This window comes from Helicobacter pylori Shi112, assembly GCF_000277405.1.
GTDB classification, from domain to species: Bacteria; Campylobacterota; Campylobacteria; order Campylobacterales; family Helicobacteraceae; genus Helicobacter; species Helicobacter pylori_C.
This window is the reverse complement of the sequence record NC_017741.1, coordinates 1196300-1216790: the sequence shown is the minus strand read 5'-3', so window position 1 is coordinate 1216790 and position 20491 is coordinate 1196300. Positions and strand designations below refer to the sequence as shown.

The 20491-nt window shown below is 40.3% G+C and carries 18 protein-coding genes and 1 tRNA gene; 12 read left to right on the top strand and 7 right to left on the bottom strand.

Annotation, left to right across the window (positions count from 1 at the left end):
* Positions 1–3: 3 nt before the first annotated feature.
* Both HPSH112_RS05815 and HPSH112_RS05810 read left to right on the top strand, forming a co-directional pair.
* Positions 4–1362: an HP1184 family multidrug efflux MATE transporter gene (locus tag HPSH112_RS05815; RefSeq protein WP_228921615.1), complete on the top strand. Its 1359-nt coding sequence runs from the start codon at positions 4–6 to the stop codon at positions 1360–1362.
* Positions 1363–1387: 25 nt separating this feature from the next.
* Positions 1388–2539 (top strand): cation:proton antiporter, encoded by a 1152-nt coding sequence (locus HPSH112_RS05810; protein ID WP_000542877.1) that lies wholly within the window; start codon positions 1388–1390, stop codon positions 2537–2539.
* Positions 2540–2548: 9 nt separating this feature from the next.
* On the opposite strand, the gene HPSH112_RS05805 is transcribed toward HPSH112_RS05810, so the two are convergent.
* Together HPSH112_RS05805 and HPSH112_RS05800 are read right to left on the bottom strand one after the other, a co-directional pair.
* Positions 2549–3310 carry a tRNA 2-thiocytidine(32) synthetase TtcA gene (locus tag HPSH112_RS05805; RefSeq protein WP_000312891.1) on the bottom strand — a complete coding sequence of 254 codons (762 nt, stop codon included), beginning with the start codon at positions 3308–3310 and terminating at the stop codon, positions 2549–2551.
* A 17-nt stretch (positions 3311–3327) separates the two neighbouring features.
* The gene (locus HPSH112_RS05800) at positions 3328–4620 is read right to left on the bottom strand and encodes an MFS transporter (protein WP_228839888.1); all 1293 of its coding nucleotides are present in this window, start codon (positions 4618–4620) and stop codon (positions 3328–3330) included.
* A gap of 103 nt (positions 4621–4723) precedes the next feature.
* Between HPSH112_RS05800 and HPSH112_RS05795 the strand changes: the two genes are divergently transcribed.
* The 9 genes from HPSH112_RS05795 (at position 4724) to HPSH112_RS05760 (ending at position 14289) form a co-directional block, all read left to right on the top strand.
* Entirely contained in the window at positions 4724–5338 is a 615-nt protein-coding gene (locus HPSH112_RS05795) for a hypothetical protein (protein ID WP_000243800.1), read from the top strand.
* Complete coding sequence (locus tag HPSH112_RS09005; protein ID WP_080024754.1) at positions 5322–5555, top strand: DnaJ domain-containing protein; 234 nt, start codon at positions 5322–5324, stop codon at positions 5553–5555. Before HPSH112_RS05795 ends, HPSH112_RS09005 begins: the two co-directional genes overlap by 17 nt.
* A 60-nt stretch (positions 5556–5615) precedes the next feature.
* Positions 5616–5693 (top strand) — tRNA-Met (locus tag HPSH112_RS05790).
* 104 nt (positions 5694–5797) lie between these two features.
* Positions 5798–7054, top strand: coding sequence for a NupC/NupG family nucleoside CNT transporter (locus tag HPSH112_RS05785; RefSeq protein WP_000577863.1), 1257 nt, complete (start codon positions 5798–5800; stop codon positions 7052–7054).
* 11 nt (positions 7055–7065) lie between these two features.
* The gene (locus tag HPSH112_RS05780) at positions 7066–8307 is read left to right on the top strand and encodes a phosphopentomutase (protein ID WP_001172234.1); all 1242 of its coding nucleotides are present in this window, start codon (positions 7066–7068) and stop codon (positions 8305–8307) included.
* Positions 8304–9008, top strand: a complete 705-nt coding sequence (gene deoD / locus HPSH112_RS05775) for a purine-nucleoside phosphorylase (protein ID WP_000187682.1) — start codon at positions 8304–8306, stop codon at positions 9006–9008. Before HPSH112_RS05780 ends, deoD begins: the two co-directional genes overlap by 4 nt.
* 271 nt (positions 9009–9279) lie before the next feature.
* Positions 9280–11205 carry a Hop family adhesin HopQ gene (hopQ, locus tag HPSH112_RS05770; protein WP_000738336.1) on the top strand — a complete coding sequence of 642 codons (1926 nt, stop codon included), beginning with the start codon at positions 9280–9282 and terminating at the stop codon, positions 11203–11205.
* 423 nt (positions 11206–11628) lie between these two features.
* On the top strand, positions 11629–12936 hold the full coding sequence (locus HPSH112_RS05765; protein ID WP_000505483.1) for an NCS2 family permease: 1308 nt from the start codon (positions 11629–11631) through the stop codon (positions 12934–12936).
* Positions 12937–13065: 129 nt separating this feature from the next.
* Positions 13066–14289 carry a sugar MFS transporter gene (locus tag HPSH112_RS05760; RefSeq protein WP_001173108.1) on the top strand — a complete coding sequence of 408 codons (1224 nt, stop codon included), beginning with the start codon at positions 13066–13068 and terminating at the stop codon, positions 14287–14289.
* A 216-nt stretch (positions 14290–14505) separates the two neighbouring features.
* Here HPSH112_RS05760 and HPSH112_RS05755 read toward each other — a convergent pair whose 3' ends face one another.
* The 5 genes from HPSH112_RS05755 to HPSH112_RS05735 form a co-directional block, all read right to left on the bottom strand.
* Positions 14506–15057 carry a hypothetical protein gene (locus HPSH112_RS05755; protein ID WP_001279439.1) on the bottom strand — a complete coding sequence of 184 codons (552 nt, stop codon included), beginning with the start codon at positions 15055–15057 and terminating at the stop codon, positions 14506–14508.
* A gap of 120 nt (positions 15058–15177) precedes the next feature.
* Positions 15178–16011 (bottom strand): transporter substrate-binding domain-containing protein, encoded by an 834-nt coding sequence (locus HPSH112_RS05750; RefSeq protein WP_000856005.1) that lies wholly within the window; start codon positions 16009–16011, stop codon positions 15178–15180.
* Positions 16012–16059: 48 nt separating this feature from the next.
* A complete protein-coding gene (locus HPSH112_RS05745) occupies positions 16060–16806 on the bottom strand; it encodes an amino acid ABC transporter ATP-binding protein (protein WP_000111310.1) in 747 nt (248 codons plus the stop codon).
* A 1-nt stretch (position 16807) separates the two neighbouring features.
* Positions 16808–17479: an amino acid ABC transporter permease gene (locus HPSH112_RS05740; RefSeq protein WP_000538573.1), complete on the bottom strand. Its 672-nt coding sequence runs from the start codon at positions 17477–17479 to the stop codon at positions 16808–16810.
* A 2-nt stretch (positions 17480–17481) separates the two neighbouring features.
* Positions 17482–18135 (bottom strand): amino acid ABC transporter permease, encoded by a 654-nt coding sequence (locus HPSH112_RS05735; protein ID WP_001162506.1) that lies wholly within the window; start codon positions 18133–18135, stop codon positions 17482–17484.
* A 180-nt stretch (positions 18136–18315) separates the two neighbouring features.
* On the opposite strand from HPSH112_RS05735, the gene HPSH112_RS05730 reads away from it, so the two are divergent.
* Positions 18316–20409, top strand: coding sequence for a carbon starvation CstA family protein (locus HPSH112_RS05730; RefSeq protein WP_195727941.1), 2094 nt, complete (start codon positions 18316–18318; stop codon positions 20407–20409).
* Positions 20410–20491: the final 82 nt, after the last annotated feature.

Here is a 20491-nt window from a genome sequence, read left to right as displayed (position 1 = left end):
GATTTGCATAAAGATTCTGTAAGAAAGCTCTTTTTTTATTATTTTATCCCTTTAGCTTTTTCTATGATCTCACTTTCCACTTACTCTATGATAGATGGCATGTTTGTGGGCAAGAAACTGGGTAAAGAAGCTATCGCTGCGGTCAATATCGCATGGCCTATTTTCCCGGCGTTGGTGGCGTATGAATTGCTTTTTGGTTTTGGGGCAGCGAGTATTGTGGGGTATTTTTTGGGTCAAAATAAAACCCATAGGGCTAGGCTTGTGTTTAGCAGCGTGTTTTATTTTGTCGCTATAAGCACTTTTATTTTGAGCATGGCGTTATTGCCGTTTAGCGAAACTATCGCGCGCCTTTTTGGGAGCAATGACGCTTTATTGAGCATGTCCAAACGCTACATTGAAATCATTTTAATGGGAGCGGTTTTTATGGTTTTGCACCCTTTGGCGGATGTTTTTGTAATTAACGACAAACGCCCCATTTTAGCGATGGTAGCGATGCTGATTGGCTCGTTAGCGAATATCTTTTTCAACTACTTGTTTATTTTTGTTTTAAAAGTGGGGGTTCAAGGCAGCGCGATAGCCACCGTGATAGGGCATGCGATAGGGGTTTTAGTCTTAATGCAGCATTTTTTGCGCAAAAAAGGGCAATTGTATTTCATCAAGCGTTTTTCTTTGTCTTCAGTCATTTCTTCAGCTAAAAGCGGCGTGCCTCAAAGCACGGCAGAATTTAGCGCTTCTGTTATGATTTTATTGTTTAACACTGCTATCATGCACACTGCAGGGGAAAGGTTTGTGAGCGTGTATGGGATCGTTATGTATAATGCGATTATCTTTTTTACGACTTTGTTTGCGATTTCTCAAGGCATCCAACCGATTGCGAGCTTTAGCTATGGGGCTAGAAATTTAGAGCGCGTGAAAGAGGTGTTTGTCTTTGGTTTGAAAGCGGCGTTTTGTATAGGGATTGTTTTCTATGGCGCTTATTATTTCTTAGATGAATTTTTAATCAAGCTCTATTTACAGCCAAGCGAACAAGATGCACTCTTTATGCAAGAAACTAAAAGGGCGATGAATATTTATTATGTTGGCTATGTTTTTTTAGGCATGACTTTGTTGTGCGCGGTGTTTTTCCAATCCATCCAACGCACTAAAAGTTCGTTTATCATCACCCTTTCGCACACGCTAGGGTTTATGGTTATTTTATTGCCGATTTTAAGTCATTTCTATGGGATTAATGGCGTTTGGGTAACTTACCCTATCGCGCAATTTTTAGCGTTTTTAGTAGCGTTAGGGGTAACTTATTACGAAATCAAAAAAGGGGTTTTTACCGCTTATAAAGAGAAAAACCCTATCGCTTTGAAAACTTAACCAATAAATAAGGTAAAATTAAGACATGCATGCAGAATTTTTCACTTTCGCGCTCATTATGCTTTTAATTGTGATGGCCCCCTATATGTCTAGAATCTCTCGTTTGCCTATCACGGTTGTGGAGATTTTATTTGGATCTGTTGGGGCGTATGTGGGCTTTATTGAGCCAACCAAGGGCTTTGAAATCATGTCTGAGATTGGCTTTTTATTTTTAATGTTTTTATGCGGTTTAGAAGTAGAGATTTATTTGTTTAAAAAATTAGGGGTTTCTCTTTTAAAACGCATTTTTGCTTATCTGTTGATTTTATACACGCTTTCGTTCATCCTTACTTTTAGCCTTAATTTAGAGCCCATTTTCATGGTGATTTTCCCTATTATTAGTTTGGGCATGATCATGACTTTAGTCAAAGACTATCGTAAAGAGATTTTGTGGCTTGATTTGGTTTTGAAAGTGGGCGTTATTGGGGAATTATTAAGCATTTTTGGTTTGGTGGTCGTGGATGGGGTGTATTCGCATGGTTTGGGCATGGATTTGATTAAAGATTTAGGCATTCTCATTGTTTTTTTAATCTTAATTATCGTGGCGTTTCAAATCTTTAAGACTTTGTTTTGGTGGTTCCCGCATTTAAAGCTTTTTGTGATGCCTAAAAGCAGTCAGTTTAACCAAGATGTGCGTTTTTCGCTCATGCTCTTTTTTTCACTGGTTGCGATCGTGGTGTGGCTCAAAATAGAAATGGTTTTAGGGGCGTTTCTAGCGGGGTTAGTCGTTTCTACTTTTTTCCCTCATAAATCAGAGTTGATCCACAAGCTCAATGATGTGGGTTTTGGGTTTTTTGTGCCTTTGTTTTTCATCCATGTAGGCTCTACTTTAGACTTAAAATTAGTGTTTTTAAGCCCGCATTTGATTCTCCAAGGGATATTGATTGTCATAGCGATGTTAAGTTTGCACTTAATCACTTCAACCTTATTGTGGCGCAAATACTTTAAAGAAGCTAAGCATTTATTTTCATTCGCTTTAGGGGCTTCTATGCCTTTAACTTTTTTAGTAACCACAGCAGCGGTAGGCTTAAAAGCGCAAGCGATCTCACAAAACACCTACTACGCATTGCTCATGGCGGCTATTTTTGAAGGGGTATTATTCACGATTGCGATTAAAATGCTCAACAAAAAAGCTTGAATAAAAGCTTTAAGCGTCTAAATATTTAGAATCGCTAAAGCTGTTCGCTTGAACATTGTTGAATGCGTTTTCTAAGCTGTCAAAGAAATGAGGGTGCAAGTTTTGCATTTCTTTTAAGAAATCTTTAGTGGCTAATCGCGCGATAGGGGGCTTATCAGAGGTGGGCTGTTTGGCTGGGCAATTGCAATCAGGGGCGACGGGGATATTTTGAGAAGTGACAAAATGAATGCTGCTGGCTTCTCGAACCTTAATCAAAGGGCGGATCACCAATAAGCCGTTTTCAGCCCTATAAATGGGGGGCATGCTCCTTAAACTCCCGTTATAAGTGAAATTCATAAAAAAGCTCTCTACGGCGTCATCTAAATGGTGCGCGATAGCGACTTTATTATAGCCTTCTTCTAAAGCTTTAGAATACAAAGTCCCTCTCCTCAAACGAGAACAAAACGAACAAAACGAGCTTTTTTCACGGCGTTTTTCGTTGATGGTGGCAGCGATTTGGGTGTAAATGATCTCATGCTCAATGCCCTGCTCTTGGCACAAATCGCTCAACCATTTCAAATCTTCGCCCAAACCATAATGCACGGTAACCGCTTTAAAATCAAATTTGAAAGGGGCATGTTTTTGCATCCTGGCTAAGATGCAAGCGAGCATGATAGAATCCTTGCCCCCACTCAATCCTAATAAGACTTTATCGCCTTCTTCTATGAGTTTGTAAGTGGCGTTGGTCTTGCCTACAATGTGCAAGACTTTTTTAGAAATTTCATAGGCCATTTTTAATCCTTGATTATTTATTTTCTAAAGTTTTGCGCTAAGCGAATGATTTCTTCTTCGCTAATGTGATCGGAATTATATTTCACAATAATGATTTCTTCGCTAATATTAACATACCATTCAATGATTTTATCCTCTAAAGTTTCAAATTGTTCCTCATTGTAAGCGTCTAAGGGGAAATAGACATTTTTTTGCTTGGAAGGGTTGTTGAGTAAAAAAAGCGATAGCCCCCAAATAAGCCCTAAAGCTACAACAATTAAGCTTGTGTTAGAAACGCCTAAATGATGGTAGCTCAACCCCCCGCTCACGCCCCCAACAAAGCTCCCCAAATAGCCAAAAGTAGTGAATTGCCCTAAAACCTTGCCTTTTTCATGCGCTCTGGCGAATTTGGACGCTAAAGATTGCATGATAGGCTCTAAGGTGGCAAAGCCAATAAAGAAAAACGCCACCCCAAGAATGAAGAGCCATAAATATTTTCCTAAAAAGCTAGAGTCGGCTAAAAACAAGCACAAATAACTCACAATAAACAACAGCGCACCAGAAAGCATTACCCCTTTAGGCTTATTGTATTTTTCAGCCATAACGCTCGCCACTCCCATGCTTAAAACCCCTAATAAGGCTCCAGGCACATACACCAAGATCAAAAAGCTTTCATCTTTATGAAATTCATTCACTAAGGCTAAAGGGATCAGCACAAAAATAAGCGTCATGAACGCTTTTTCAAAAAAAGAGCTTAGATACAAAAGATACAGGGCTTTAGAGTTGGGTTGGTAAGCTTTTATGTTTTTGATTTGGTAAGAAATTTTAGGGGCATCTTTGACTTTTAAAAGCATCAATAAACTCAATAGAGTTAAGATCGCAGTGAGTAAAAAGAGCCATTTTGCCCCCCCCAAAAACGCCACAACCCCAGGGCCAATCGCCATGCTTATGGTGAAGCTAATGAAAATAAACGCTCCCATGATTGCCATGGCTTTAGTGCGCTCTTCTTCTTTCACTTCATCCGCCACCATCGCGCTAACAACCCCCCCTAAAGCCCCCATGCCTTGAATGAAGCGCCCTATAACGAGCCAAACAATATCATTTGCTATAAAGCACACTAACGAGCCAATTAAAAACAACAACAAGCACACCATAACCACCACTTTACGGCCTATCTTATCGCTAAGAATGCCCATGGGGGTTTGAAAAACAATTTGCGTAAGATACGCTCCGCCCACAGCCAACCCCACAAGCAAGGGACTGCTTGAATGGAAACTATCCGCATACAAACTGATGATGGGCAAAACAATGAAAAGCCCCAAAAACCGCAACGATGAAACTAACGCTAATGGAAAAATTTTCTTAAACATGCGGGTTATTTTACAAGAAAATATCTAATTTTTATCATTAATTTAGGAAAGTAGGATCGATCGTTTGGTTTTGATGGTGAGCCTGTGTGGTTTCGTGGTATCATTTTGGCTTGTAAAATTGGTTTGGAGAGCGCTTGTGATAGAATTTTTTCTGGTGGTTTTGGGCGGTTTTTTGGGGGGATATTGCACGAGTGCGATCGTGGAGCGTTACCACCTCTCTGGTTTTTTTGTTTGGGTCGTCTATACTCTGTGTATTTTTTTTGGCATGGGGCTAGTGTTTGAAATCTATGAAAAGTTGGTAGAGTATAAATATCATGTTATAGGGGCTATCGTTGGGATTATGGGGATTAGTGGTGCTGTTTTTGGGGGAGGTTGTGCGGACATTATTAGAGAGTATTACCACCTCTCTGGTTCTTTTGTTTGGGTCGTCTATACTCTGTGTATTCTTTTGGGTGCAGGGATTTGTGGTCCCTTTTATTACTTTTGGTCTAAGTGGTTAGCAAAGTGGTTACCAAAAAAGTTTTTAGAGTCTAAAAATAAATATGGGATTAATAAATATGGGTCTGTTGTTGTTGTGACTGTTATGGCTATTATTTGGGAGCTTGTTACGGCTATGGGGATTCTTGGTGTTATGGTAGGAGGGGCGTTGTTGTACACACGCTATATACTATGGCTCTGATCTAGAAAAATACTATAAAATCCTAAAATGCTCCCCAACAGACAGCCTGGATACGATTAAAAAAGCTTACAGGAAATTAGCGTCAGAATACCACCCCGACAAGATTCAGTCTAAAGATCTGCCAGAAGCTTTTATCATCTTTGCCAACGAAAAACTCAAAGAAATCAACCATGCCCATGAAATGATTGTAAAATCCAGAAAAGAAGAGAAAATTTAACCAAACCTTAAGAAAATTTTTTGTACAATCTCATTCTTTATTTTTTATAAAATTGCTTGTGTCAAGGTAGCTCAGCTGGTTTAGAGCGCTGGTCTCATAAGCCGGAGGTCGGGGGTTCAAGTCCCCCTCTTGACACCATGATTTGATTTAATCTTCATTTAATATCCGTTTAATCTTTTTTTTAGCAAATCTAAACTACAATAACTCTGCATCTTTTAATTTCTTACATTAGGGATTTGACGATGATTTTTAGCTCTCTTTTTAGTGTTGTAGGGATGGCGGTGCTTTTTCTTATTGCTTGGGTGTTTTCTAGCAATAAAAGGGCTATTAATTATCGCACGATTATCAGCGCGTTTGTGATCCAGGTGGCTTTAGGGGCGTTGGCTTTATATGTGCCTTTGGGTAGGGAAATGCTACAAGGTTTAGCTAGTGGCATACAAAGCGTGATTGGTTATGGCTATGAGGGGGTGCGTTTTTTATTTGGGAGTCTCGCTCCAAACGCTAAGGGCGATCAAGGGATAGGAGGCTTTATCTTTGCTATTAATGTTTTAGCGATCATTATCTTTTTTGCCAGTTTGATTTCACTCCTATACTATTTAAAAATCATGCCTTTAGTGATCAACCTCATCGGTGGGGCGTTGCAAAAATGCTTAGGCACTTCTAAAGCAGAAAGCATGAGTGCAGCGGCTAATATTTTTGTAGCGCACACAGAAGCGCCCTTAGTCATTAAACCTTATTTGAAAAGCATGAGCGATTCAGAGATTTTTGCAGTCATGTGCGTGGGCATGGCTAGCGTTGCGGGGCCGGTGTTGGCCGGGTATGCGAGCATGGGCATTCCTTTACCTTATTTAATAGCCGCTTCGTTTATGTCCGCTCCTGGGGGTTTATTGTTCGCTAAAATCATTTACCCGCAAAACGAAACCATTTCCAGCCATGCAGATGTTTCTGTAGAAAAGCATGTCAATGCCATAGAAGCTATCGCTAATGGGGCAAGCACAGGGCTAAATTTAGCTTTGCATGTGGGAGCGATGCTTTTAGCCTTTGTGGGGATGCTTGCGCTCATTAACGGGCTTTTAGGGGTTGTAGGGGGGTTTTTAGGCATGGAGCATTTGTCTTTGGGGTTGATTTTAGGCACGCTCTTAAAACCCTTAGCTTTTATGCTAGGCATTCCTTGGAGCCAGGCCGGGATTGCTGGAGAAATCATAGGCATTAAAATCGCGCTCAATGAATTTGTGGGCTATATGCAATTTTTACCTTATTTGGGCGATAACCCTCCTCTAATCTTGAGCGAGAAAACTAAAGCGATCATCACTTTTGCGTTGTGCGGGTTTGCTAACTTAAGCTCAGTCGCTATGCTTATTGGGGGGCTTGGCAGTTTAGTGCCTAAAAAGAAAGATCTCATTGTAAGGCTTGCTTTAAAAGCGGTGCTTGTAGGCACGCTTTCTAATTTCATGAGCGCGACTATCGCTGGGTTATTCATAGGGCTAAACGCTCATTAAAAGGACAAAACATGCAAAAAAGAGTGGTAATCTTATTATTGGATTCTTTTGGTATAGGGGCTAGTGAAGACGCTAGAGATTTTGGCGATTTGGGAGCGAACACTTTAGGCAATATTGCTAAGGCTTGTTTCAACAACCTGGCTGATTCTAACGATCGCAATGGGGCTTTGAAACTGCCTTATTTAGAGAGTTTGGGTTTAGGGTTGAGCGCTTTAAAAGCCGCCAATGAATTGCCCTTAGGCTTTGAATCTAAACCTAATCTAATAGGGGCTTACGCTTACGCTAAAGAACTTTCTAGCGCTAAGGATACGATTTCTGGGCATTGGGAGATGATGGGCGCGCCCGTTCTTTTTGAGTGGGGGTATTTTAAAGACAAAAACAATTCCTTCCCTAAAGAAATTTTAGATGAAATTGCGCGTAAAACTAAGATTAAGGGCTATTTAGGGAATTGCCACGCATCAGGGACAGAAATCATTAAAGATTTAGGCGAAAAGCATTTAGAAACTCTATACCCCATTTTTTACACTTCAGCGGATTCGGTGTTTCAAATCGCTGCACATGAAGAAAAATTTGGATTGGATAATCTTTATACTCTTTGTGAAGAAGCGTTTCAAATTCTAGAGCCTTTAAAGATCGCCAGAGTGATCGCAAGGCCTTTTATTGGCGCAAATAGAGAGGATTTCAAACGCACCGCTCATCGCAAAGACTATGCGATAAAGCCCCATAAAAAATTGCTTTTTGAAAAATTCATTGAAGAAAAACAAGGCGAAGTCATTAGCATTGGAAAAATCGCTGATATTTACGCTCATGTGGGGATCACTCAAAAGTTCAAAGCCGGTAGTTTAATGGAATTATGCGATGTTACTTTAGAGCAGGTCAAAAACGCTAAAAACAACAGCTTGATTTTTACGAATTTTGTGCATTTTGATAGCGATTATGGGCATAGGCGCGATATTAGCGGGTATGCTAACGCTTTAGAGTATTTTGATGCGCGCTTAAAAGAGATTTTAGAAAATTTAAGGGAAAACGATTTGCTCATTCTTTGCGCCGATCATGGGTGCGATCCCAGCTTTAAAGGCACGGATCACACCCGAGAATACATTCCTGTTTTGTTCTATCATAAAGATTTGCAACCAGCCTTTTTAGGCAAGAGCGAGTCGTTTGCGGATATTGGGCAAAGCATCGCTTATTTTTTGGGATTAAGCCCCTTAGATTATGGCAAAAACTTATTAAACTTTAAAGGACAATCATGACCCCTCACATCAACGCCAAAATCGGCGATTTTTACCCTCAATGCCTTTTATGCGGCGATCCTTTAAGGGTGAGCTACATTGCGAAAAAATTCTTACAAGACGCCAAAGAGATCACGAATGTGCGTAACATGCTAGGATTTAGCGGGAAGTATAAGGGTAAGGGGATTTCTTTAATGGGGCATGGCATGGGCATTGCGTCATGCACGATTTATGTTACAGAGCTCATTAAAACCTATCAGGTTAAAGAGCTTTTAAGGATTGGCACTTGCGGGGCGATTAGCCCAAAAGTTGGCCTGAAAGACATCATCATGGCGATGGGGGCTTCAACGGATTCTAAAACCAATCGGGTGCGTTTTTTAAACCACGATTTGAGCGCGACGCCTGATTTTGAATTGAGTTTAAGAGCGTATCAAACGGCAAAGCGTTTGGGTATTGATTTGAAAGTGGGCAATGTTTTTTCAAGCGATTTTTTCTATTCTTTTGAAACGCATGCCTTTGATTTAATGGCCCAATACAACCACTTGGCTATTGAAATGGAAGCGGCAGGGTTATACGCCACGGCGATGGAATTGAGTGCTAAGGCTTTATGCTTATGCTCGGTTTCAGATCACTTGATCACTAAAGAAGCCTTAAGCCCTAAAGAAAGGGTAGAAAGCTTTGATAACATGATAATTCTGGCTTTAGAGATGATGGCGCAATGACGATTGAAAAATCATTGTAAATCTTTTTTGATAAAAACCTTTGATTTTTGTTGGGCTGGAGTAGGGGGTTTTGAAGCGTTAAAACCACGCCTAAAACAACACAAACAAAAATAAAATCCCACACAAAGACAATGCAAAGTCCTTATTTCAAAATTTAAAAAGTAACATTTTATGAAAAATTCAATAAATTTATGCCATAATTAAACGCATTGTAAATAAATTCTCATTTTGATTACATTTTGCAATAAAACATTACTTTAAGGAACATTTTATGAAAAAAATGAAAAAAACGATTCTACTTTCTCTGACTCTTGCGGCGTCATTGCTCCATGCTGAAGATAACGGCGTTTTTTTAAGCGTGGGTTATCAAATCGGTGAAGCGGTTCAAAAAGTGAAAAACGCCGACAAGGTGCAAAAACTTTCAGACGCTTATGAAAGCTTAAACAAGCTTTTAACCAACAATGATGGCTCAGGCTCAAAGACAAGCGCGCAAGCGATCAATCAAGCGGTTAATAATTTGAACGAACGCGCCAAGAAATTAACCAGTGGGACGACCCAATCCCCCGCTTATCAAGCCACGCTTTTAGCGCTTAAGTCGGTGCTAGGGCTATGGAATAGCATCGGCTATGCAGTCGTTTGTGGAGGCTATGTGAACAGACCAGGTGAAGGGCACAAAAATTTCCACTACACCGATGAGAATGGCAACGGCACCAAAATCAATTGCGGTGGATTCATAAACTCTAATGGCCAAGTTCAAAATAATAGTGGCACGAATCTTTTGCCAGCAGCCAAAAACTCTTCTCTATCCATTAAGCAATACGAAGCAATCCATGAAGCCTATCAAATCCTTTCAAAAGCTCTAAAAGAATCCGGACTCGCCCCTTTAAACAGCAAAGGCGGCAAATTAGAAGCGCATGTGACCACTTCAGTGGATCAACAAGGTAATAATCATGAAACTAAAACGACAACTTCTGTGATCGATACAACAAACGGCGCGCAAAATCTTTTAACTTATGCGCAAACGATCGTCAATACCCTAAAAGATTATTGCCCCATGTTGATAGCGAAATCCAGTAATGGTATGAGCAGTAGCACAAACGCCCCTTCATGGCAAACAGCCGGTGGCGGCAAAAATGCATGCGAGACTTTTGGCACGGAATTTGGCGCTATTTCAGACATGATCAATAACGCTCAAAACATCGTAAAAGAAACCCAACAACTCAGCGCCAACCAACCAAAAAATATCACACAACCTCATAATTTCAACCTTAACACCCCTAGCAGTCTTACGGCTTTAGCGCAAAAAATGCTCAAAAACGCGCAATCTCAAGCAGAAATTTTAAAGCTGGCCAATCAAGTGGAGAGCGATTTTAGCAAACTTTCTTCAGGCCATCTTAAAGACTACATAGGGAAATGCGACGCGAGTGCTATAAGTAGTGCAAACATGGCAATGCAAAATCAAAAGAGCAACTGGGGGAATGGGTGTGCAGGCGTGGAAGAAACCCTAGCTTCGCTAAAAGAAAGCAACGCTTCTTTTGATAGCCAAACGCCACAAATCAATCAAGAGCAAAATCTCGCTAACACCCTTATCCAAGAGCTTGGCAATAACCCTTTTAGAAGTGCAGGCATGATCGCTTCTTCAGCCACGAATAACGGGGCGATGAATGGCCTTGGGGTGCAAGTGGGTTATAAGCAATTTTTTGGAGAAAAGAAAAGATGGGGGTTAAGGTATTATGGTTTCTTTGATTACAACCATGCCTATATCAAATCCAATTTCTTTAACTCGGCTTCTGATGTATGGACTTATGGGGTGGGCAGCGATTTATTGTTTAACTTCATCAACGATAAAAAAACCAACTTTTTAGGCAAGAACAACCATTTTTCTATGGGGCTTTTTGGAGGCATCGCGCTAGCAGGGACTTCATGGCTTAATTCTCAATTTGTGAATTTAAAAACCATCAGCAATGTCTATAGCGCTAAAGTGAATACGGCCAACTTCCAATTTTTATTCAATTTAGGCTTGAGAACCAATCTCGCTAGACCTAAGAAAAAAGATAGCCATCATGCGGCTCAACATGGCATGGAATTGGGCGTGAAAATCCCTACCATTAACACGAATTACTATTCTTTTTTAGACACTAAACTAGAATACCGAAGGCTTTATAGCGTGTATCTCAATTACGTGTTTGCCTATTAAAAACCCTCTTTTTAAAAAAAGGAGGGGTTTCTAAAAAATCTCTAAAGCTAAAAATTTTCAAAAAACAATGATTAAACCCTAAAAAAGAAATTTCAAGGTATAATACTTTCGCCACTTTTAATTTTCCATGGCAAACTCCTTTTTAGAATTTATCCCCATAATTGCACTTATGGGGGCGTTTGTTTTGCAACAATCTTTTCAAATTTAAAAAAACGCTCTCTTTAAAAGCCATTAAAGAGTAAAATTGCCCTATAAGATGAGCTTTTTTGTGGTTTCCATTAAAAAAAGGGTTTTTTACTCACTTCTCTTGATTCACACAACACAATCAAGCGTCTTAAGGCAATTTAAAATAAAATAGTGGTAGTATAACCCCAAAGCCCCTTATTAAATTAATCTATACCAAATAGTAAGGAGTTATCTAACATGGGGTTTTTCAAGCTTAAAGAGCACAACACTAACATTGCCACCGAGTTTAGAGCGGGTTTAACGACTTTTATCACCATGATTTACATCGTGCCCTTAAACGCTCTTATCCTTTCTCAAGCCAACATGCCTTATGAAGCCCTTTTGAGTGCAACGGCCATTATCACTATCTTATCGAGCGTGTTTAACGGGTTGTGGGCAAACACCCCCATCGCTATGAGCGTGGGATTAGGGCTATCAGCTTATTTTAGCTTCGGGTTGGTTCAAGGGCTAAAACTCCCTTGGCAGAGCGCTTTAGGCATCGTAGCGCTCTCTGGAGCGATTTTTGTGATCCTGTCTTTCACCAAATTTAGAAGTTGGGTCATGCGAAGCATTCCTAGCGATTTAAGGCGTGCGGTGAGTGCGGGGATAGGGGCTTTTATCGCATTTATTGGCCTTAAAGAAATGCATATTGTAGTTACCCATAAGGCTACGCTTGTAACTTTAGGCGATTTTAGCGATCCGCATGTGTTATTGGGGGTTGTAGGGATCATTTTAACTTTTGCGCTCTACACGCTTAAAATCAAAGGTTCTTTTATTATAGCGGTCTTAATCACTTCCCTTCTTGCATGGGTTTTAAAGCTGGCTCCTTACCCTAGCGAATTTTTTTCCATGCCCGCTAGTATTAGCCCTATCGCCTTTCAATTAGACTTTAAGGGCATTTTTTTTGATGCGAGTGGGGCTTTCACTTTAGCGTTAGTGCCAGTCATCATCACTTTTTTTGTAACCGATTTGTTTGATTCTTTAGGCACGCTTGCAGGGATTGGCCACAAGACTGATTTTTTCAATGATGAAGAAAAAAACAAGGAATTAGAAAGGACTTTAGAAGCGGATGCGGTGGCTTCCTTAGGGAGCGCGGTGGTGGGCGTTTCTACCACGACGGCTTTTATAGAGAGTGCGAGTGGGGTTGAAGAGGGGGGCCGCACAGGGCTTACAGCGGTTTTTACCGGGCTATTTTTTGTTTTAACGCTCTTTTGCTTGCCTCTTTTAAAAGCCATTCCTAGCAATGCGATTTACCCGGTGCTAGTGATAGTAGGGGTTTTGATGTTTAGCGTGTTAGAGGGGGTGAATTTTAAAGACATGGCCACTAGCGTTTCCACTTTTTTAACCGTGGTGATGATGCCTTTAACCTTCTCCATTACCGATGGCTTAGCCTTTGGCTTTTTGTCTTATGGTATCATCAAATTAGTTCAAAAAGACTTCAAAGCGCTCAATTCGGGCATTATCATTCTCTGCATCATTTCTGTTTCTGTGTTTATTTTTCGTTAAGCTCTTTTTAAAGAGCTTTGCATTTTTTACCCATTTTGTGGCTTTTTTCCTTAATTTGGGTAATTTATTATCTCAAAACAATTACAATAGCATTATTATTATTGTATCAGTTCAATCAAAGGAAATGGTATGCAAAAAACTTCTAACACCTTGGCGCTGGGGAGTTTAACAGCGTTATTCTTCTTAATGGGGTTTATCACGGTTTTAAACGATATTTTAATCCCGCATTTAAAACCCATTTTTGACTTGACCTATTTTGAAGCTTCACTCATTCAATTTTGCTTTTTTGGGGCGTATTTCATCATGGGAGGCGTTTTTGGGAATGTGATCAGTAAAATCGGCTACCCTTTTGGCGTGGTGCTTGGCTTTGTGATCACAGCGAGCGGGTGCGCGTTGTTTTACCCGGCGGCGCATTTTGGCTCTTACGGGTTTTTCTTGGGGGCGTTATTTATTTTAGCGAGCGGGATTGTGTGCTTGCAAACCGCCGGTAATCCCTTTGTAACCTTGCTTTCAAAAGGTAAAGAAGCCAGAAACCTGGTTTTAGTCCAGGCGTTCAATTCGCTTGGCACGACTTTAGGGCCTATTTTTGGGAGCTTGTTGATTTTTAGCGCAACTAAAATGGGCGATAATGCAAGTTTGATAGATAAATTAGCGGACGCTAAAAGCGTTCAAATGCCTTATTTGGGCTTGGCGGTGTTTTCGCTTCTTTTAGCGCTCATCATGTATCTTTTGAAATTGCCTGATGTGGAAAAAGAAATGCCTAAAGAAACGACGCAAAAAAGCTTGTTTTCGCACAAACACTTTGTTTTTGGGGCTTTAGGGATCTTTTTTTATGTGGGCGGAGAAGTTGCGATTGGCTCTTTCTTGGTGCTAAGCTTTGAAAAGCTTTTGAATTTAGACCCTCAATCAAGCGCGCATTACTTGGTGTATTATTGGGGAGGCGCGATGGTGGGCCGTTTCTTGGGTAGCGCTTTGATGAATAAAGTTGCCCCTAATAAATACCTAGCTTTCAACGCCTTAAGCTCTATTGTTCTCATTGCTTTAGCCATTATCGTTGGAGGCAAGATCGCTTTATTCGCTCTGACTTTTGTGGGCTTTTTCAACTCTATCATGTTCCCTACAATCTTTTCTTTGGCTACGCTCAATTTAGGGCATCTCACTTCTAAGGCTTCTGGGGTGATTAGCATGGCGATTGTGGGAGGGGCGTTAATCCCCCCCATTCAAGGCGTGGTTACAGACATGCTAACAGCAACCGAGTCAAATTTGCTCTACGCTTATGGTGTGCCGTTGTTGTGCTATTTTTATATCCTCTTCTTTGCCCTTAAAGGGTATAAGCAAGAAGAAAACTCCTAAAAAAAAGGGGGGGGTTCTCTTTTGTTTTCTTTCTCTTGGCTTGTTTTTAAAAATGTAAAAATGCCAAATTAAATAAGGTTTAATTGATTAGCGTTTGAAATCAAAAGGCATGCATTTTAAAATTTTAAGATGCGATCACAAATACCCCCAACGAATAAGAAAAACCTCCTAACCACAAAAGATTAAGAGATTTTAAGAATGAAGCTAAAAAGAAGACTAGTAAATGGGTTTGGCGTCTTTGAATTTATATTCTGTAAGAAAACCGGTGCCATCAAAATTACCCACCAAAGAGATCTTTGCAATATCGCCCACTTGGCAATCTGTTTCTAAAATAAGATAAGGCACTTCATCTTTACCGATTAAAGTAACCACTCGGCCCTTTTTTTCACGGCTTTGCTTGGGGAACTCTTTAGGATCAAGGCCTGTGGTATTATCGCCGGTTTGGAGCATTCTAAAAGCATAGCACATGCCATCATTGATTTGAGCGCTATAAATCTTGCCTTTTTTAACTTCTTTTTTAACCCCCGGTTTGAGCGCGATGCGTATTTCTGAGTGGATTTCAGCTTCTTCCATTTTGCCCTTATAGTTTCGCACCTGCACTTTATGTGTGCCATTAGGGTCTCCCTTTTTAAGCAGAGAATCTTCATAGCTGAATTTTTGAATGTCTAAATCCCCATCAATAAAACTCCTAGCATCAAGCTGAACGCTCAAAAGCCCTAGCAACCCAACCAATGAAAATTTCAAACAACGCTTATAAAAATCACTCATCAACAAATCCTTTCAATGTAAAGTCAAACAAATATATCTCAAAATTAAAAACAAAAAGATCACAAAACCGCTAATTTAGCGATAAAAACACGCTTTGTCAAGAAAACAAAGCCTAAAAAATCATTCAAAAATGATTTCTTCCGGTTTGATTCCATCGCCATAAACAGGCTCTAAAGTTTCCTTATAAGCTTCTTTTAAAAAATCGCTAGAAATGAGGGAATCCATTTCGTTATCCAACCATTCTAAAAGCTTAGGGTTGCCTTTTTTAATCGCTGGAGCGATCACATCCTTATCGCCAAGGCTTGTAATGCCTAATTTAAACTCAGGGTGCTGTTTCGTCCAAGCGAGCAATAAAGTGTTGTCATGGGCTAGAGCGATAGCCTTATTGTTTAAAAGGGCTAAAAAAGTCTCTGTGTTTTGTTCAAATTTCAAAAGTTTGATATTGGGGTAATTTTTAGTGAAATAAAAATCCGCTGTCGTGCCTTTATTCACAATCAACTCTTTATTTTCCAACTCTTCTATGTTTTTAATGGCCCCATCTTTAGAAATCACCCCTAAAGCGACTTTCATATACGGCTTAGCGAAATCCACGACTTTTTCTCTTTCTTTGGTGCGCGTGAAATTAGCCATGATAATATCCACTTTATTGGCTTTTAAAAATTCCACCCTAGCTGAAGCTTCTACAGGAATAAACTCAATCTTATTTTCATCGCCCAATAAATCAAGGGCCATGCGTTTAGCAATGATCACATCATAGCCTTGATATTTCCCTTTAGAATCCACAGAGCCAAAAGGAGGCTTATCGCTAAAAACCCCCACTTTTAAAACCCCTCTTTGTTTAATGACTTCTAAAGCGTCCTTTTTTTCTTTATGGCTATCAGAACATGCACTAAAGACTAAAGCGATTAAAACTAAAAATAGTCCCCATACCTTAAAAAGCCCGTTTGTTTTCATAAAAACACCTTTTTTTGAAATTGAAATCATCTTTTTAGCAAACTTTATTTAACAGCTCCCTAAAAAATGAAAAGTTTCTAAAAATTTTTGCGCTCTTTGAGATTTCGGGTGGTTAAAAAATTCTTTAGCGTTGTTTTCTTCAGCGATTTTACCGCTATCAAAAAACACGATTTTATGAGCGATTTTTTGCGCGAATTTCATTTCATGCGTTACAATCACCATGCTCATGCCCGTTGTGGCTAATTCTAAAATCACTTCTAAAACTTCTTTAACCATTTCAGGGTCTAAAGAGGCGGTTACTTCATCAAAAAGCATGATTCTTGGCCGCATGCACAAAGAGCGCACGATCGCTACTCGCTGCTTTTGCCCGCCGCTCAATTCTTTAGGGTAAGCTTGTTGTTTATGCTCCAAACCCACTCGCTTTAAAAGCTCTATGGCTTGAGAAATGGCCTCATCTTTGGATCGTTTTTGCACTTTCATGGGAGCGAGTAAGATATTATCTAGCACGTTTAAATGCGGGAACAATTCATAATTTTGAAACACCATGCCTATTTTTTGGCGCATTTTATTCCAGTTAGTGGCCTTGGTGTTAAGGTTAGTGTTTTCAAAAAGAATTTCACCTTCATCAATCTTTTCAAGCCCGTTTAGGCATTTTAAAAAAGTGCTTTTCCCGCACCCGCTAGGCCCTAAAATCACTGCCACTTCACCCTTATTTAAAGTGAAATTGATGCCGTCTAAAACCAAATGGTTTTGATAGGTTTTTTTTAACCCTTTGGTTTCTAAAATCACGCTCATTTTACCCTCTAATGTGTTGGAATTTTTTTTCTAAATAGGAACTATACAGGCTCAAACTATAGCATAAACTAAAATAAAACATTAAGATAACGCCATAAACCACAAAGCTCGCATTGGGCATGCGTAAGAGGTTAAGTTCTATGATTTGCTGGCCCACTTTTAACAAATCAATCGCTCCAATGAGAGAGACTAAAGCCGTGGTTTTAATCATGCGCGTGAATAAATTAAGGCTTGAGGGCAATAAAGACAAAAAGCTTTGGGGGAAAATAATGTTAAAAATCACCCTTTTTGAATCCATGCCTAAAGCCAGAGCGCTTTCTATTTGGTGTTTGCTCACGGAAGTTAAAACCCCTCTGGTTAAATCCATCATTTCAGCGCCACCCCACAAGCTAAAAACAATCACGCTCGCCAAAACAGCGCTAATATGCAAATCAAACCAGCTCGCTAACCCGAAATACACGATAAAAAGCCATGCTAAAAGCGGGATGATGCGAATGCTTTCTAAATACACACGACACGCCAAAACCACTATTTTAGAACCAAACGCCATCAAGCTCCCCAAAAGTATCCCAACAACGATTGAAATAACCGCAGAGCTAAGAGCGATTAAAAGGGTGGTTTCAAACCCTTCTAACAAGCGCTTAAGGTTGTCTAATTCTAGTAAAACTCCCATTTTTAAGCCACTTTCTTTTTAAAGAAACGCTCTAAGATCACAAACAAAACGCTTAAAGGGAGCAAAGCGATCAAATAAGCAACGCTTAACATCAAAAGGCTTTCAGTCGTTTTATAATAAATGCCAATAAAATCTTTCGCCACAAACATAATATCGGTTAGGGCTATCGCACCCACCACAGAAGTTTCTTTGAGTAAAAAAATCACATTCGCCCCTATAGAAGGCATAGAAACGCTTAAACTTTGAGGCAAAATGATGTAATACATCATTTTCAAAGGGCCAAACCCTAAACTCAAAGCGCTTTCTTTTTGAATGGAAGCTAAGCTTTTAAACCCAAGCAAAAAACTTTGACTCATATACCCCCCACCCAAAAACCCTAACGCTAAAATCGCGCACTCTAAAGCGCTCAAACCGATTTCATTCAACCCGTAATACAAAAAGAAAAGCTGGATGAGTAGGGGCGTGTTCCTAGAAATTTCGCCATAGATATGGACAATAGGAGAGATAAAGCGCGTTTTAAAATACAAAACGATTGCGCACAAAAACCCCACCAAAAGAGAGAGCAAAATCCCAAAAAAAGAAATATAAAGCGTGAGTTCTAACCCCTTAAGAAACGCAGGGATGGAGTGAAACATAAAATCCCAATCTAATGCCATAACGCTATACCTTAAAATTAATGACGCTTTAAAGCATCATGTTTAAAAACGGCCCTCATTTACCCTAATTGTTAGAAGTTTGGAAAACCCAAGCCTTTATTATGGAAAGTTTATGAGCCATTCAGTCCCTATTCAAAGAAAATTTGAATTATAATAAAAAACTGGCTGAAATTAACAACAATGGTTAAACAACCATTAAATGGAGAGGACATGCAAAAAAGTTTAGTTTCTTTGGCTTGGGTTTTTGCCGCTATTTTAGGGGCGATCTGTTTAGGGGTGTTAGCCTTACACAAGGGCGAGAGCATTAACACGCTATGGCTTGTAGTAGCGAGCGCTTGCATTTATAGCATAGGCTATCGTTTTTATAGCCATTTTATCGCTTATAGGGTGTTAAAGTTGGATGATAACAGAGCCACGCCCGCATGCGTAAGGAATGATGGCAAAGATTTTGTGCCAACCGATAAAGCGATCACCTTTGGGCATCATTTCGCCGCTATTGCTGGGGCTGGCCCTTTAGTAGGCCCGATACTGGCCGCTCAAATGGGTTACTTGCCCTCTATCTTATGGATTTTGATAGGCTCGGTTTTAGGGGGTTGCGTGCATGATTTTGTGGTGCTTTTTGCTTCCATTAGGCGCGATGGCAAGTCTTTAGGCGAAATGATCAAGCTTGAAATGGGCCAATTTGTAGGCATGATCGCAAGTTTGGGTATTTTAGGGATCATGCTCATTATCATTGCGATTTTAGCGATGGTGGTGGTGAAGGCTTTAGCGCATTCGCCTTGGGGCTTTTTTACGATCGCTATGACCATTCCCATTGCGATTCTTATGGGGCTTTACATGCGGTTTTTCAGGCCGCATAAGATTTTAGAAGTTTCTGTTATTGGCTTTATCCTATTGATTATAGCGATTTATGCGGGTAAATATGTTTCTTTAGATCCTAAATTAGCGTCAATATTCACCTTTGATGCCAACTCTTTAGCGTGGATGATCATGGGCTATGGTTTTGTGGCTTCTATTTTACCGGTATGGTTTTTACTCGCTCCACGAGATTATTTAAGCACTTTTTTAAAAATTGGCGTTATAGGGGTGTTGGTTGTGGCTATTATTTTTGTCGCTCCGCCTTTACAAATCCCTAAAATCACGCCCTTTGTAGATGGCAGTGGGCCTGTGTTTGCAGGAAGCGTGTTCCCTTTCTTGTTTATCACGGTGGCTTGCGGGACGATTAGCGGCTTTCATGCTTTAATTTCTTCAGGCACGACCCCTAAAATGCTCGCTAAAGAAAGCGACGCAAGGCTAGTGGGCTATGGCTCTATGGTGATGGAGAGCGTTGTGGCTCTTATGGCGTTGGTGTGCGCAGGGATTTTACACCCAGGGCTTTATTTCGCTATCAATTCACCAGAAGTGAGCATCGGTAAAGATATAGCTGATGCGGCTTCGGTGATTAGCTCATGGGGGTTTAGTATCAGCGCTGAAGAAATCAATGAGATGACCAAAAACATCGGCGAAAGCTCCATTTTGAGCCGCACCGGTGGGGCGCCCACTTTTGCGATTGGTTTGGCGATGATTGTGTATCACATTTTAGGGGATCCAAGCGTGATGGCGTTTTGGTATCATTTTGCGATTTTGTTTGAAGCTTTGTTCATTTTAACCGCTGTGGATGCTGGCACACGAACCGCTCGTTTCATGATCCAAGATTTGCTCGGTAATGTTTATAAGCCTTTGGGCAATCTTAGCTCTTATAAGGCTGGGATTTTTGCCACTCTTTTGTGCGTGGCGGGGTGGGGGTATTTCTTGTATCAAGGCACGATTGATCCTAAAGGGGGGATTTATACGCTATGGCCTTTATTTGGCGTGAGCAATCAGATGTTAGCGGGCATGGCGTTGTTGTTGGTTACGGTGGTGTTGTTTAAAATGGGGCGTTTTAAGGGGGCGATGGTAAGTGCTTTGCCGGCAGTTTTGATTTTATCCATCACTTTTTATAGCGGTATTTTAAAAGTGGTGCCAAAAAGTAATGATAGCGTGCTGAATAACGTTTCGCATGTGGCGCAAATGCAAATCATCAAAGAAAAAATGGCTACCACTACCGATGAAAAAGCGCTAAAAACGCTCCAAAAATCCTTTTTTAACCACGCTATTGATGCGATTTTGTGCGCGTTTTTCATGCTTGTAGCGCTACTGGTTTTAATCGTGAGCGTTAGGATTTGCTCAAACGCTTATTTTAAAAATCAAATTTACCCGCCGCTGGCTGAAACGCCCTATATCAAAGCCGCTTGAATAAAAAAGGGGTTTTAACCCCTTTTAAATCCATGGAAAAAAGTTTGATTTTGTTCGTGAAGTGTGCAGACACTAAAGGTGT